The sequence below is a fragment of the Psychromonas sp. KJ10-10 genome, from assembly GCF_047323245.1.
Classification (GTDB): domain Bacteria; phylum Pseudomonadota; class Gammaproteobacteria; order Enterobacterales; family Psychromonadaceae; genus Psychromonas.
Genome location: NZ_CP178826.1, coordinates 2,934,829 through 2,949,726, shown reverse-complemented (window position 1 = coordinate 2,949,726; position 14,898 = coordinate 2,934,829). Strand labels below are relative to the sequence as shown.

Here is a 14,898-nt window from a genome sequence, read left to right as displayed (position 1 = left end):
AAAACATACAATAAAGGTAAAGTATTATTGTTAGCGGTCGATAAAGCATATGAATACCTGATTTTTGGAGAATAATATGCAAGTTGATATGCAAAATTTTCAACCTTTAAAAATGTTTAATCATTTGGCAAAGGGCAATATAAGAGTCGACTCTAATTCACATTCAAACCAAACTAACCACATAAATAAAAAAGAAGTTGCAACTGATGTGGTTAATAATAAGTTGAATGAAGCACTAGGTATTTCATCAAATACTAAAAGCAATAAGACAAGCGAGTTTGACTTTGAAACTGTGGCTAATAATATTCTCAGCTTTGTTACAGGGGCCATTTCTAAGGCTAAAGATAATGGTGCGAGTGATGAAACATTAGAAAATATGCTTTCCGATGCGCAAAAAGGATTAAAGGAGGGGTTGGCATCGGCTTCAGATGAACTTGCACAGCTAGGTTTATTATCAGCTGAAATCACAAAAGGTATTGATGAAACAGCAACACAACTTAAGAATGGCTTAGAAAGCTTTTCTGAGGAGCTGTTTACCCCTACAGAGCAATTACAAACAGGTTTTAGTAGTTATAAAGAAGGGGGATATTATAATTTAACTGAAGATGCCTCATTTCAATTCACTACAAATGAAGGTGATAAGGTAAGTATTACTTTTAATTCTGATTATCAACAGCAAACTGCCTCGGTTTTAAATTTATCAGAAGACAGCTTAGATTATTCAAGTTCTACAATGACTAGCTTTGAAGGGTCTTTTAACTTTGAAGTAAATGGTGATTTAAACGAAGATGAACAACGAGCAATCAATGAATTAATGAACAGCTTGCAACAGGTGAGTGATTTATTCTTTGATGGGGAGTTAGAGGATGCCTTTGATGAAGCAACTCAAATATCAATGGATCCAACACATTTAGCCTCTTTTTCGATGGATCTACAACGCACTGAAACTGTTGTTTCTATCAAAGAATATCAGCAGGTTATGCCAGGCAAAGAGATTGCACAACGCTTTAATCCGGTTAATGATCAACTAGCAAAAGCGCATGAACCAGGCAAAACCCTTTGCAATTGAAGAACATTTAACCGAATTATTAAAATGGCTTGCTCCAGAAGAGAAACAAGAAAATACTAACTTTGTAGATTATAGCCAAGCTGTATTTGATAAGTTATCCAATAAACTAGGTTAACAAGAAACTCAAATCATTGAGTTTCTTGTTCTATATAGATTTTTATAAAATTATTAATGCTGTTTATTAGTAGCAATCAAATTAGGAATTAAACTATTTAAACGATAATACCAAGCTTCCAGTCGTTTAAAAAACAGAGCCATAATGATACAGCCCGCCAAAAATGACAACAGTAATAAAGAGATTAGCGTTTCTAGTGTTTGTTGTTGATAATCAAATATAAGTTGTAGTATGTGATCCTGGCGTAATGAAATTCTAATATAGCCAATTTTTTCTTGTTCATTATATAGTTCGGCGATATAGGGAATAATGCCTTTAATATCCGCATCGTCACTGGTTTCTAATTTAAGAAGTACTGGCAGTAATAAAGGGTTGTTAGATTGAAAAAGAACTTTGCCTAAATTATCGTAAATTGTTGCGTCACGTACCATCGCATCTGTGCTTAAATCATCAATTAATAACTGTAAGTCTTGGTCTTTATTCTGTGATAAATAACGAGTCGCTTCAGTAGCCGCTAAATTAGTGAGAGAATCAGAAAATTTTTCAGTTTGTTGATAGCGAACACTATTAGAAATGAGTCGTAATTCATTAAATTGCAAAAAAATAACGATCAATACAGCCAATAATCCACTAATTTGAAAAAACCTTAACCAGTAATACATTCTTTTATTCATTGATTATTCCTTTGAATTGCTTGTAATCGTTTAGTGCAATCGTTATTGTTATTGCGCTTCATTTTCTGAAGCTCATCTCTTTATAAATGATAGGCATATTACTGTGAAAACGATACAAAAATTGAACATACCTGTAAACTCTTTACCATTGACTCAATGGAGAGATGATTTAAAAAAAGAGATATTAGATCTTGAATTTCTCTTTTTTAACAATGGCATATTAGCACAAGTTGATGAATATTCCTTTGTCAAAAAAGCAGAATTAATTATCATGGGTAAACATTTTGATACGCAACAGCTAAACACTATTATTGCTAGCTTGTATGAGTTAAATATTGAATATATTGCCTTATCTAAACCACAAGAAATAGAAGGGGTGATCACAGTTAAGTTAATGCTAAGCGAATTTCCTTCTTCATTAAAGCAAACTTTAGATACGCTGAGTAAAAATATTAACTTAGATTTTGCATTAATGGAGCAATTCCCAAACTGGTCTGAGCCAGGTTTAGTATTAATGGACATGGATTCTACTACAATTCAAATTGAGTGTATCGATGAGATTGCACGTTTATATGGTGTAGGAGAACAAGTTTCAGCGGTAACGGCACTTGCGATGCAAGGTAAGCTTGATTTTAATGAAAGCTTACGTACGCGTGTTAGTAAGCTTGAAAATATGCCTGTCTCAATTTTGCAAGAAGTAGCAGATAATATGCCTTTAATGCCTGGATTACAGGCATTAATTAAGGGCTTGAAAAATGCTGGTTGGAAAGTTGCAATTGCTTCCGGTGGTTTTAATTTTTTTGCAGATCGTTTAAAACAAGATCACGGATTTGATTTCACTATTGCTAATAATTTAGAGCTTGATGGTGAGCATTTGACTGGTTGTGTGGTGGGAGAAATAGTTAATGCTGATGTTAAAGCGAGAACCCTTAAAGAGCTTGCTAGTCAATATAAAATTCCAATGTCACAAACAGTTGCAATTGGTGATGGGGCAAATGATTTAGTTATGATGGTCGCTTCTGCGATGGGTATTGCTATTCATGCGAAACCGATTGTTCAACAGCAAGCTTCTGTTTCTTTAAATAGCTTAGATTTAGAAGGCGCGTTAGCTATTTTAAGCGCAAACAGTAACCCGAGTTGGCAGTAATTTAAAACTCTTTTTATATAAAAAACTAACAATGAATAACTATCTTTAGTTGTTCATTGTTATCAATTAACCATTGAAATTTCTTTTGCCATAACGGAATTAACGATATCTGCTGTTCTATCAGTTACTTCAATCATTGCTTCAACTGAGGCTAGTTCTTCTTCTAACTTTTTGGTTAAATGGGTAGCAAAACGAGAGATCGCACGTGTCTCTGCTTGAATGCCTTCTAAACCAATTTTATCGAGAGGTGTTAATCGGTAGTGAAGCGCATAGAAAGTCGCCTCTGAATAAGCTTCTTTAACAAATTCAATTTTTTCACCTTCATTGTCAAAGTCTTCATCTAAGAAGCTTTTAATGTTCAACTCCTGTTTGCCGTCTTTAAATACTTTGATATAAATAAGTGCTTCTTTATCTAAAGTCGCATTTTCGCTTTCTTTAAATGGCAGTGTTATCAAACGATCATAAATACGGTTATTAGCAAGAGGGTAATAATTAAACTCATGACTATTATCACTGTTAATTGCAAATAGTTTACTTAATGGGTGATTCGGTAAATCGACGGAGGAAAACATTATTTTGTGTTGAGCCACTATTTTACTGATGAAAAAAACGACATTAACAAATGACTCTTCTGCTACTTCAATTAGGTGCTTAGCTACGGGTTGCTTTTTTCTTTTAATGGGTGGCAAGTAAAATGTTTGGCATTATTTCTGACTAAAATTGAGAAAAAATTCTGGCATACCTCTAATGTTGTGGCATTACATACCTGTAGGTGCAGAACATTATTAGCACTTGTCCTTACTACTTTGTAAAGCAGATTGGATAACACAAATTTCTTAGATATTTTTTGTAACTCTATTAGATTAATATTGACCACACTTGAAGCAGATAATCCGGTTATCTGGGAGAGTTTCACTTTTAGACCTGAATAAGAAAAGTCAACGATATGTCCTTCATAATGATGATCATTTTCAGTTACGATAAGCTTACTTTTATATAAATAACGTTCTTCCTTACGCTGCTCTTCTGACATAAGTGTAAAGGATGGCGGAGAAGGAATATCCTCGAACGGTGTATAAATTGAATTAATTGGTTTACATGATGACTATCGGCATTGGCCTGTACTGAAAAAGGAGAAGATATTCTTAACCTTTGCAGAGTTGCACTATGTGTTACTTGATCAAAAATAGGCGGCACTACTTCAGTAATATCAAGGTTATTAACGGCTTTGAATTGATAAGGGGTAACGGTTAAATGGTAAACGCGCCAGGTTTTTTTACTGCGACCATAGTTTATAAAGGTTTGTTTTAAGCCTTTTTCATTTAATTCCTCTTCACAAGCAGAAAGAAAATATTTCTTGCCCTTAATTGTATGTGAGCAGGTATAGATAGTTGTAATGTATTTTTCAGTGCTTTGCTTGATATATTTCATTAAACGAGATTGACCGAATATAATAGGTAATTGATCAACCTCTGCACAATGCCATTCAGAAAGTATTGAATGATTTGTTTTATTTTTTAAGGTAAATAGAAAAGCATTTTCCGCGTTAACATCAAGACAGATAGGTAATGTATTCATCCGAGCTAGATAACTGTTTTTTAATGCGATTGTTTTTGCTATTTGGTAATAATAGAGAACATCAATCTTATATTTATGTTGGTTTACTTTGATGAAGTCATTAATAAAGGTAATAAATTCGTCTTTATCATCCACATAATTAAGGTAAAAATAGCTAAAATTATCGTCTATTTTTTCTTGGCGTAATAATTTGTAAGCAATTTTTTCTTTTAATATATTGTTTGAGTATTCAAGCTTTAAACCAGTAAAAGTAATTGATAGCTGAACATCATTTTTAATATGAACATCATTAGATATTTTCAGCTTTAAACCTGTCACGGATAGATTAGAGGTTTGTGCTTTGACGTTTTCGCCATTATCTAATGTTACTTTGATATTAGAAACAAAGAACATACGTGGAGCACCACGTTTATTTTTTGAGATAGCGGTAATAACTCACACTGCTCTTCTTTGATGAGTTTAGGCTTGGCTTTATTGAGTTGTGTATTCTGAATGTTTTTTTTGTTAGCGATAAATTCATGAACTGCTTCAAAAGCACCCACAGTATATAAACCATAAAGCTTTATATTCTTCTGTAAAACTTTAATCGTTTCTTTAGTTAAATAATGTGTTAAGGAATCCTGTTGAAATTGAACACAGGGTTCAGTGACTTTATCTCTGATATCAATAATACGAACACAGGGCTTCGCAAGACGGTTTATTTCCATCTTGATAATAAACTTATCACTGTTATTTTCGCCAAAGAGAATTTTATTGAGTAACTCATTAAAATCAGGTGAATGACGAAGAGGGATAAGCTCTTTTATTTGAAGTTTATAATCCTTTAAATCCATAAATTGTTATCTTTCATCCAATATATTTAAATATAATAAAGCGAATTTTTTGTTCAGTTATAAATCTACCAAGATTATAATCTAAAATATAGCATAATGATTTTGTAGGATGTTGATATATCGCTATTTATTCATTATCTTCAATATTAATTAACTGTGACATCTCGCGATGCATGAGTTCATTATTTGCTAAGTTTAATTGGATTAAACGTTTCAAATGAGAAATGCTTTCTAAACTAAGGGTTAAGAATTTAATGCCAAGTAATTCATGCTCTTGATGGCACACAACCCCGTTGATTTCTAAAATAATATCTGACCCTGAAAGCGTTAAGTTTAAATTAACTAAGGTATCAGGGGAGTCGTGCCATGTCTCTGGTCGGTGAACTAATGCCCCATTTAATGAAATATCTACTAGTTCAGTTTCATATATTTCTATTTCACCTGCAATCTCTTCACTTAATGAACAATCACCGGAAAATATAATACGAGAAAATCGTCGTCTTTCAGCCATGTTTTAATCCTTACTATCGTTAATATTGCAAATATATTGTTTATATATCATAGGTAACTGTTCGCAAATTAGCGACTTTCCAAACACATTATTATTAATAATGAGATCGTGGATAATAGTTTCAGTTAATGCGTTGAGACAATTTTTGGCAATTGGATGGTAACTAATATGCCAAGGTTCAATAGCGACACCACCTTGATATTTTTGATAAGGACGGTAAAAATTAAATGCTTGCATATTTTCATTCATCCACTGACTTAGTTCATAAAAATAACCCGCTTTTTGATATTCAGAGCAAATGAGTTGTAATGATTTACCTTGAGGCAATAAAGATGGATCATAGATATCAAAATCAGTTCCCCAATGATGACGACTCGCGCCAGGTAAGGCTGACCAGTGTAAAATAGCTAATAACTTATCATAGTCAGAAAGTGCTTCTGCTGAGAGTTGTGATTCATCTTTAGCTAATATGGGGGCTTTACCAGAAAATTTATTATTCCAAATTAAGCGTTGTCGCTCAAAACTGCGAAAACCGCTGGCAATTTGTAAGTTAAAACCAGACTTCTGGGCTTCATTTTGAAGCGCTAGGAAAGGTTCAATAACTTTTTGGTGTATTGCTACACGAGAATTAAAATGTGCCAAGTGTGTTTCAACTTGGCCTGTTAACTCTTCTATTTGCATGATAGAAGATTTTCTAAAGTAAGCTGATAAATATCGACTAAAGCTTCTAAATCATCTAATTTTACACATTCATTTATTTTATGAATGGTTTTATTACTTGGGCCTAATTCAACAACCTGTGCACCGGTAGGGGCGATAAAGCGAGCATCGGATGTCCCGCCACTGGTAGACAGTTCAGTAACTAATCCCGTTACCGTTTTAATTGCTTTACTCGTCGCATCGGTAAGTGAACCCGGCTGGGTAATAAATGGTGAACCATTATAAGTCCACTTAACATCATAATTGACATTATGAGTTTGTAATATATTTTCTACTCTTTCTGTAATTTGGTCGGCAGTTAATTCAGTTGAGTAACGAAAGTTACACTGAATATGTGCCTGTGCAGGGACAACATTACTTGCACCCGTGCCAGAATTAAAATTGGTAATTTGAAAGCTAGTGGGTGGAAAGTAATCATTTCCATTGTCCCATATTGTGTCTGCTAGTTCAGCCATGGCAGACATACAATTATGCATCGGGTTTTTTACCAAATGAGGGTAAGCAACATGCCCTTGAACACCATTAACGGTTAAGTCAGCAGTCAAAGATCCTCTGCGACCATTTTTAATGGTATCACCAACATGATCTGTGCTTGATGGTTCGCCAACAATACAATAGTCAATTTTTTCATTACGCGCTTCAAGTGTATCAACAACACGCGTCGTGCCATTAATAAAAGGTCCTTCTTCATCACTGGTGATTAGTAATGCAATCGAACCAGTATGATCCTGGTTGTTTTCAATAAATTGCTCAAGACCTACCATAAAAGCTGCTAAGCCACTTTTCATGTCGGCGACACCTCGACCATAAAGGTAACCATCAATTATTGTTGGTTCGAAAGGAGGGCATTTCCAAAGGTGCTCTGGACCGGTTGGAACAACATCAGTATGACCTGCAAAACACATTAAAGGTCTTTCTGTTCCTCTGCGAGCCCATAAGTTGAGTGTATCTTCAAATTCCATTACTTCACAGGTGAAGCCCAACTTTTCTAATCGTTTAATTAATAGGGTTGGCAACCCGCATCCTCAGGCGTCAATGAGCGTCGTGAGATTAAATCTTTTAATAATGCTAGTACAGGAGAGTCCGACATATTAATACCTTAGATGTCAAAAAATGATTGATAGTTTTCAGCTTTAAAGCCTAAAAGATGATTTTGTTTGTTGATCAGTAAAGGACGTTTGATCAAAGTTGGTAGTTCTATAAACAAAGGAATGATACTTTCTTCGCTTAAATTTTCTTTTTGTTCTGTGCTGAGGTTTCGAAAACTTGTACTGCGCTTATTAAGTAAATCAGTCCAATCTATATCCTTTAGAAATTGTTTAAGCAGTGCTTCATCTAACCCATCTTTTCGATAATCATGAAATGTGTAAGTTACATTGTTAGTTTTTAGCCACTTTTGTGCTTTTTTAATCGTATCGCAGTTAGAAATGCCGTAAAGAGTAGTCACAACTATTTATCCATTCAAATAACTAAGATTGTAACAGATTTATAATAATGAAGCAGATACAAAAAGAGTCACCTAAGTGACTCTTTTTAAATTCATTATAATTTTTTAACTTATTTTATAATTTTTAGCACAGCATCGGTTGAAAATTCAACAGTTCCAGACATTTTTTGAAGCTCTTTGATCTCATCCATATTAGAAATAACAACAGGAGTGAGGATAGATTTAGCATTTTCTTTTAGGTATTCAAGATCAAATTCGATGATAGTATCACCCATTTTCACTTTTTGGCCTTCCTGTGCAATACGCGTAAATCCTTCACCTTTAAGTTCAACAGTATCAATACCGAAGTGAACAAAAAGCTCTATACCGCTATCTGATTCTAAAGAGAATGCGTGATTAGTTTCAAAAATTTTACCGATTTGGCCATCACAAGGAGCAACCATTTTGTTACCCGTTGGACGAATTGCAATTCCATCCCCAACAATTTTTTCGGCAAAAACAACATCTGGCACATCTTCAATGGAAACTATTTCACCAGAAAGTGGTGCAATAATATTAATTGTATTGTCATCAGGTGTTGTGCCTGAAACTGCTTTTTTTATAGAATCGAAAAAACCCATAGTTTAACTCCAAATTATAATATATCGAATAAGTAACCAAATAGATCTAATATTCATTTGAGTATAGATCTATTTGTAAAATTAGTTAATGCCTTTGGTGTTATTAAATTCAGTAACCATAGCTTCAATTTCTTCTGCCGTTGCTACAGATAATGCTTTATCTGCCAATGCTTTAACTTCTGAGAAATTGGTATTACGGATAATCTTTTTAACTGTTGGGATCGAAATTGCACTCATTGAGAATTCATCAAGCCCCATGCCAAGCAATAATAACGTTGCACGTTCATCACCAGCAAGCTCACCACACATACCCGTCCATTTACCAGCGGCATGAGATGCATCAATTACTGTTTTAATTATGCTTAATACTGAAGGTGTCATAGGGTTATACAGGTTTGAAATTAACTCGTTACCACGGTCAACTGCAAGTGTATATTGGGTCAAGTCATTTGTACCAATACTGAAGAAATCAACTTCTTGGATAAGGTGATGAGCAATCGCGTACATGCTGCTGGTGTTTCAATCATTACCCCGATTTCAATCATTTTATCAAAGGCAATGCCTTCAATTGTTAATTCCGCTTTTAATGTTTCTAAAATACCCTGTAATGAACGAATTTCCTCCACAGAAATGATCATAGGGAACATAATGCGAATTTTACCAAATGCAGAGGCACGTAATAAAGCACGCAACTGTGGATTCATTATTTCTGGGCGATCGAAACAAATTCGAATTGCACGCCATCCTAGGAAAGGGTTCATCTCTGTTGGTAAATCAAGGTATGGTAAATCTTTGTCGCCACCAATATCCATTGTACGAATAATACAAGCTTTACCTTCCATTGCTTCTACAACTTCTTTGTAAGCAATGAATTGTTCTTCTTCAGTAGGAAGTTGGTCACGATCCATGAATAGGAACTCAGTACGGTATAAACCAACACCTTCCGCACCATTTCGTTTTGCACCATCAGTATCTTTAACGGTACCAATGTTTGAGCAAACCTCAACACAATGACCATCAAGTGTCATTGCTGGTAAATCTTTTAATTTAGCTAACTCTTCTTTTTCGGCTAAGAAAGTTGCTTTTATTTCTTTTGCATCGGCAAGTTCAGACTCACTTGGATTAATGATCACTTTATTATTTAAAGCGTCAAGAATGATTAAATCACCGTTTTTAACGCGTTTAGTAATATCATTCGTACCAACAATGGCAGGAATTTCTAGAGAACGGGCCATAATTGAAGTATGAGAAGTACGGCCACCAATATCTGTAATAAAACCAAGTACTTTATCAAGATTAATTTGAGCTGTTTCTGAAGGCGTTAAATCATTTGCGATCAATACTACTTCTTCACTGATACTACTTAAGTTAACTATTTCAATGCCAAGTACATTTTTTAATAATCGACTTCCGATATCTCGGAAGTCAGATGCTCGTTCGCGTAAGTAAGGATCATCTAACTCTTGTAACATCATTGCATTTTCTTCCACAATATTGTGAATAGCAAAATCCGCAGTACAATTGTTTTTAGTGATATAAGCTATGATATCTTCTTCTAGCTCTTCATCTTCAAGGAGCATAATATGCCCTTCAAAAATGGCTTCTTTCTCTTCGCCAAAGGTTTCTAGTGCTTTTTGTTTCACTATCTCAAGTTGTGCTGAAGCTTTCGCGCGTCCATCCAGGAAGCGAGAAACTTCTAAATTTATATCTTTAACTTTATCCGTGTTGAGAGAGATTTCATCTTCCTGCAGTAATAATGCTTTAGCAAAAGTAATGCCGGGTGATGCTAGAATGCCAGATATCATAAACTATCCTTAAAATTTTCGAACTAAAAAAAGTGTTAATTATACAAGTGTTGCCATAAGTGCAACTAGCGTATCAACTGCTTTTTGTTCGTCAGCGCCTTCTGCTTTGATGTTTACCGATGTACCTTGAACTAAACCTAATGTTTGCAGTTTGAACAAACTTTTAGCACTTGCAGATTTACCACCAACTTCAACTGAAATGTCTGATGCGAATGATTTTGCTTCTTTAACAAACTGTCGTTGCTGGACGAGTGTGAAGGCCGTTTGGAGCTGTGATTGTTACTGTTTTTTGATACATGGAAACACCTTTATTTTTATGAATAAATATTGTTATCACTGCTAAAGTAACTAGCAGTAATAATGAATAATACTGTTGTAGTAAAGTAACCAATAAATACAAAAATGAATTTAATCTAGGTCAAGTTTTCCGCTACAAGCTATATTTTTACAGCATTAGAGAATCTGGAGATTTAACTCTGTAAAAATATCTGACAATTTCCATTTGTGGGCTAGATGATCCTTAAATAGCGGGTACGGGTCAACTGCTTTTTGCGAAAAATAGCCAAAAATAGCCAAAAAAACAGAAAAAGAACAGTCTGTCGAATTTTTGTACATTTAAAGGAAGTATAAAGCAAAAAAAGGTACAACTAAGTACCTTTATTTTATAACTCTATAATTTTAATGCTGTTTTTTGATAGTATTGTAATACAAATTAAGCGAAGGTTTCACCTTCGAAAACACCTGCAAAAAGAGCTGTTGAAAGGTAACGCTCACCTGAGCTTGGTAAAATTACTACGATATTTTTATCTTTAAACTCTGGTTCTGCAGCTAAACGAGAAGTTGCAACGACAGTCGCACCAGAAGAAATACCCGCTAGAATACCTTCTTCTTCCATTAAGCGACGCGCCATTTCAATTGCATCATCGTTACTTACTTGCTCAGCACGATCAATTAATGAAACATCTAAATTTTTAGGGATGAAACCAGCACCAATACCTTGAATTTTGTGTGGACCTGGCTTAACTTCTTCACCCGCTAAAGTTTGAGAAATAACTGGAGAATCCGTTGGCTCTACAGCAACACTAGTGATTGCTTTACCTTGAGTTTCTTTAATGTAACGTGATACACCAGAAATCGTACCACCAGTACCTACGCCAGCAACAAATACATCAATTTCGCCATCTGTATCATTCCAAATTTCTGGACCAGTTGTTTTTTCATGAATTTGTGGATTTGCTGGGTTTTCGAATTGACGTAAAACTAGATATTTACCAGGTGCGCTTGTCGCTAATTCTTCAGCTTTGTTGATAGCACCTTTCATGCCTAAAGCACCTTCAGTTAACACTAGGTTTGCGCCTAACGCTTTTAGTAGTTTGCGACGTTCGATACTCATTGTGTTTGGCATTGTCAAAGTAATTTTATAACCACGAGATGAGGCAACAAAAGCTAAAGCTATACCAGTATTACCACTTGTTGCTTCAACTAACTCAACATCTTTAGTTAGTGTTCCATTTTTTTCAGCTTCCCAAATCATATTGGCACCGATACGACACTTCACGCTGAAGCTAGGGTTACGGCTTTCAATTTTTGCGAATACATTACCTGTTGTAACATTGTTTAAACGTACAAGCGGAGTGTGACCAATAGTTTGTGAGTTATCTGTAAAAATTTTAGACATTTTGTTTCCCCTAAGATGACTGTTAGTTTATGAACACAGCATATCGGAACTCATTGACAGGAGGAAATATAATTTAGTTATAGGATATGGAATTTAGTGATAACGTTAACTGGAACTTCAAACACCTTGATAAAATTATGTTTTTAAGTGCAAGAAGTCACTACAAAGGGAGTAACCATTACTGCTAACTTTGCTCTTAGACTATTTTTATATTACTGGCTAATGTATGAGTCATAAAATAGGGAGGTTATTAATTTGTTTGAGATAGGGGTAAAACATAGTCTATTATTAATATCTAAAAGCTTGTTTCAAAACCAACTAAAGCCCTACTTTTACCATAACCAGGCATGTCGTTATTGGAAATAAGCAATTTAATTTTACTTTCTTTACCGGCTTTAAAGCTAAAACCTGCACCCAGAGAGAGTTCACTTTGGTATAGGTCTAACTGTTCAGTATTTGAATAATAGGTTGATAAGGTTTGATCGGTTGATAGATTACTTAAACGAACGTTAACTGGATTGGTAAAGTTACCAAATAATTCGAATTTTAAACCTTTTTCATTTTCGGCAATAAGTGGGATTGCTATTAATTCGTAATGCGCATTACTTTGAAATGTACTTTGGGCAATTTCGGTATTAAAGGTTATCTTTTTATAAAATGTTGTAAAAATATTATCGAGATAGTGATAAGTTTTACTTGGAATTTGATATACAGCATCAAGACTAATTAGGTCAGTCTCGTTTTGGATATTATTTTGCACAAACACAAGGTTTAATTTATCGTTTTCTTGGTTTGCATTACAAGTAAGTGAAGTTGAGAGTAAACTAATAAAACAAATGTTTAAAAGTGCCGATGTCTTCATTTACCCTCCAATCTTGTAATAGAAAAAATAATCCAGCCAATATTACATTAAATAAATCATTATTTATAGCTTAAGTAATTTAAATAATGATGCAGTTTCTTGAGCAAATCGATATTTTCTTCATTATTTTGGTGTTCTAAGGCAAGTGCGTCCAATTTTTCAACATAAGCCTGCTGATGTTCTAATAAATACATTTTGCATTCTCTTTGCCATTTTTCTTGCTCATCCATATTTAACAACTGTTCTCCATTACGTGCACGGTAATGCCAAAGCAACTTAGTTAACCTTGAGTCCTCAAAGGGAAGGTCAAGCTTACTTAAATCAGATAGGCTAGTTTGCGTTACTTGGTTGATAAGTTGTTTATCGTGGTTTGAAAAAAATCCACCTGTGTATAACATTTCTTCAGGTGCTTGTTTTTTATCAAATTCACGTTCTATTGAAAAAACGTCTTTTAATTTCTGTGCGAGTTCAGGTTGTGTTTTTAAAAAGTTTAAAGATGCTCTACATTGTGCCCTATCGATGCCGAGTTCATCTGCTCGTTGTTCAGATAAGGTTTTAGCTGGCGCGACAATAGGGCATTTATTAATATGAATTAATTTAATCGCAGGTCGTATAATACCTTCAGGAAGATCAATATTAGGTGTATATAAATATTGATGAATTTGTTCTGCCGTTAGCGTTGACAATGCGCTTAAGTCTTTATTTAGGTCAACCACAATGACTGCATTTTTATTACTAGGATGTTCAGCTATCGGCAATACGTAGGATATGCAACCCTGAAGGGCAGGAAACATACCTGACACGTGAACGATTGGTGCAAAGGAACCCATTTTTAATGCGTTAAGCACTTTATCTTTTTGTCGTAAATTAAAGCAGTAGTCAAATAATTTGGGTTGTTTCTGTTTAATTAATTTTGCGATAGCAATGGTTGCATAAACGTCTGACATCGCATCATGCGCTTGGTCATGTGCGAGTTTGTTTTCTAACGTTAATAATTCCAGACGAAAAGAAGGCACATCATTCTCATCCACTGGCCAATTTATCCCCTCTGGTCGTAACGCGTAACAGGCTCGTACTAGGTCGATAATATCCCATCGAGAGCAACCATTTTTCCATTCTCTTTGGTAAGGGTCTAAAAAATTTCGATATAAGGTAAAACGTGTTACTTCATCATCGAAACGTATGTTGTTATATCCAACAACACAGGTATTAGGTTGACTAAACTGCTGATTAATATTGTTAATAAATTCATTTTCAGGGATACCATGTTGTAGCGTTTGTTGTGGTGTTATTCCTGTTATCAAACATGCAAGTGGATCTGGTAAATAATCACTAGGAATACGACAGAACCATTCATTAGGCTCAGAAACAGGCGTTTAAGTCTAAGTCAGTACGAATGCCTGCAAACTGAGAAGGGCGATCTGCTCCCGGGTTTAGTCCGAAGGTTTCGTAGTCGTGAAAATAGAATGTTACTGGAACTGATTGCATTTTGAATACCAATTTTTATTTTTTAATTTATAGCTAGGTATTGTGGCGAGTAATTGTCTGAAAAGCTAGACATGTCTTTTAAAACAAAGAGGTTAAATTAGAATAATATTATTTTTAATGCTTTTAAATCTTTCATAGTGATAGTGCATATACCAAGCTAAGTATTTTGTTTGCTGGGGTAATGTTTGATTGCGTTTTACGAAATTTGGACACAAAAAAGCCCACGTCAAAACGTAGGCTTATAAACAAAATTGACTTATTAAATCTTATTTAGAGATAAGAGATACTAGGTCTAATACTTTGTTTGCTGGTTAATAACGCTAGATTTCGTTTTCACGAAATTTGGACACA

At 34.5% G+C, this 14,898-nt stretch carries 16 protein-coding genes and 3 pseudogenes; 3 read left to right on the top strand and 16 right to left on the bottom strand.

The window, feature by feature from the left end; all coding sequences use genetic code 11:
• The first annotated feature begins 76 nt into the window (after window positions 1-76).
• Complete coding sequence (locus tag ACLKMH_RS17010) at window positions 77-1,069, top strand: DUF5610 domain-containing protein (protein WP_413699199.1); 993 nt, start codon at window positions 77-79, stop codon at window positions 1,067-1,069.
• Window positions 1,041-1,184, top strand: a complete 144-nt coding sequence (locus ACLKMH_RS17005) for a hypothetical protein (protein WP_413699198.1) — start codon at window positions 1,041-1,043, stop codon at window positions 1,182-1,184. The genes ACLKMH_RS17010 and ACLKMH_RS17005 overlap by 29 nt, the downstream gene beginning before the upstream one ends.
• Before the next feature lie 53 nt (window positions 1,185-1,237).
• Here the strand turns inward: ACLKMH_RS17005 and ACLKMH_RS17000 are convergent, their stop codons facing one another.
• On the bottom strand, window positions 1,238-1,858 hold the full coding sequence (locus tag ACLKMH_RS17000; protein ID WP_413699197.1) for an AhpA/YtjB family protein: 621 nt from the start codon (window positions 1,856-1,858) through the stop codon (window positions 1,238-1,240).
• 103 nt (window positions 1,859-1,961) lie between these two features.
• On the opposite strand from ACLKMH_RS17000, the gene serB reads away from it, so the two are divergent.
• Window positions 1,962-3,005, top strand: a complete 1,044-nt coding sequence (gene serB, locus ACLKMH_RS16995) for a phosphoserine phosphatase SerB (protein WP_413699196.1) — start codon at window positions 1,962-1,964, stop codon at window positions 3,003-3,005.
• A 62-nt stretch (window positions 3,006-3,067) separates the two neighbouring features.
• On the opposite strand, the gene ACLKMH_RS16990 is transcribed toward serB, so the two are convergent.
• From ACLKMH_RS16990 to sbcB, 15 genes and pseudogenes are all read right to left on the bottom strand, one after another.
• Window positions 3,068-3,577, bottom strand: coding sequence for a hypothetical protein (locus ACLKMH_RS16990; RefSeq protein WP_413699195.1), 510 nt, complete (start codon window positions 3,575-3,577; stop codon window positions 3,068-3,070).
• 83 nt (window positions 3,578-3,660) lie between these two features.
• Window positions 3,661-4,038 (bottom strand): PilZ domain-containing protein, encoded by a 378-nt coding sequence (locus ACLKMH_RS16985; RefSeq protein ID WP_413699194.1) that lies wholly within the window; start codon window positions 4,036-4,038, stop codon window positions 3,661-3,663.
• Window positions 3,981-4,976, bottom strand: a complete 996-nt coding sequence (locus ACLKMH_RS16980; protein WP_413699193.1) for a hypothetical protein — start codon at window positions 4,974-4,976, stop codon at window positions 3,981-3,983. Before ACLKMH_RS16980 ends, ACLKMH_RS16985 begins: the two co-directional genes overlap by 58 nt.
• A complete protein-coding gene (locus ACLKMH_RS16975; protein WP_413699192.1) occupies window positions 4,949-5,416 on the bottom strand; it encodes a hypothetical protein in 468 nt (155 codons plus the stop codon). Before ACLKMH_RS16975 ends, ACLKMH_RS16980 begins: the two co-directional genes overlap by 28 nt.
• Before the next feature lie 127 nt (window positions 5,417-5,543).
• On the bottom strand, window positions 5,544-5,927 hold the full coding sequence (locus ACLKMH_RS16970) for a PilZ domain-containing protein (protein ID WP_413699191.1): 384 nt from the start codon (window positions 5,925-5,927) through the stop codon (window positions 5,544-5,546).
• A gap of 3 nt (window positions 5,928-5,930) precedes the next feature.
• Window positions 5,931-6,608 (bottom strand): M15 family metallopeptidase, encoded by a 678-nt coding sequence (locus ACLKMH_RS16965; RefSeq protein ID WP_413699190.1) that lies wholly within the window; start codon window positions 6,606-6,608, stop codon window positions 5,931-5,933.
• A pseudogene (dapE, locus tag ACLKMH_RS16960) lies at window positions 6,599-7,737 on the bottom strand (succinyl-diaminopimelate desuccinylase). The gene ACLKMH_RS16965 and the pseudogene dapE overlap by 10 nt, the downstream one beginning before the upstream one ends.
• 9 nt (window positions 7,738-7,746) lie before the next feature.
• On the bottom strand, window positions 7,747-8,094 hold the full coding sequence (locus tag ACLKMH_RS16955) for an ArsC family reductase (RefSeq protein WP_413699189.1): 348 nt from the start codon (window positions 8,092-8,094) through the stop codon (window positions 7,747-7,749).
• Window positions 8,095-8,204: 110 nt separating this feature from the next.
• Entirely contained in the window at window positions 8,205-8,714 is a 510-nt protein-coding gene (gene crr / locus ACLKMH_RS16950) for a PTS glucose transporter subunit IIA (RefSeq protein WP_413699188.1), read from the bottom strand.
• An 81-nt stretch (window positions 8,715-8,795) separates the two neighbouring features.
• On the bottom strand, window positions 8,796-9,221 hold the full coding sequence (locus ACLKMH_RS16945) for a putative PEP-binding protein (RefSeq protein WP_413699187.1): 426 nt from the start codon (window positions 9,219-9,221) through the stop codon (window positions 8,796-8,798).
• A complete protein-coding gene (gene ptsP / locus ACLKMH_RS16940; RefSeq protein WP_413699186.1) occupies window positions 9,155-10,519 on the bottom strand; it encodes a phosphoenolpyruvate--protein phosphotransferase in 1,365 nt (454 codons plus the stop codon). The genes ACLKMH_RS16945 and ptsP overlap by 67 nt, the downstream gene beginning before the upstream one ends.
• 39 nt (window positions 10,520-10,558) lie before the next feature.
• Window positions 10,559-10,817, bottom strand: a pseudogene (locus ACLKMH_RS16935) (HPr family phosphocarrier protein).
• Window positions 10,818-11,231: 414 nt separating this feature from the next.
• A complete protein-coding gene (gene cysK, locus ACLKMH_RS16930) occupies window positions 11,232-12,197 on the bottom strand; it encodes a cysteine synthase A (RefSeq protein ID WP_413699185.1) in 966 nt (321 codons plus the stop codon).
• Window positions 12,198-12,492: 295 nt separating this feature from the next.
• Window positions 12,493-13,059: a hypothetical protein gene (locus ACLKMH_RS16925; protein WP_413699184.1), complete on the bottom strand. Its 567-nt coding sequence runs from the start codon at window positions 13,057-13,059 to the stop codon at window positions 12,493-12,495.
• A gap of 59 nt (window positions 13,060-13,118) precedes the next feature.
• Window positions 13,119-14,547 (bottom strand): annotated as a pseudogene (gene sbcB / locus ACLKMH_RS16920) (exodeoxyribonuclease I).
• Between the last annotated feature and the right edge of the window lie 351 nt (window positions 14,548-14,898).